General features: G+C 69.9%; 1 protein-coding gene. It reads right to left on the minus strand.

The window, feature by feature from the left end:
* Positions 1–256 (minus strand): MFS transporter (locus IPV08_RS24360; protein ID WP_207414440.1); only part of this gene is annotated, 256 nt, incomplete at both ends.

The raw sequence follows: 256 nt of genomic DNA on the forward strand, positions 1-256 counted from the left end.
TTTCTTGGGCGAGGTGAAGAAGAAGGCGAGCGCGCAGACGACGAGGCCCTGGCCGATGCCGAAGTTGAAGAAGGCGGCCTGGAAACCGTGGTCGGCGATCATCCACTGGATCGGGGCGACGGTCAGCGCCGAGCCGGCGCCGAAGCCGGCGGCGATGATGCCGGCGGCCAGGCCCCGCTTGTCGGGGAACCACTTCAGGGCCGAGCCGACGCAGGTACCGTAGACGGCGCCGGCGCCGATGCCGGCCACGACCTGT

The sequence above is a fragment of the Methylobacterium sp. SD274 genome (genome assembly GCF_017355285.1).
GTDB lineage: Bacteria > Pseudomonadota > Alphaproteobacteria > Rhizobiales > Beijerinckiaceae > Methylobacterium.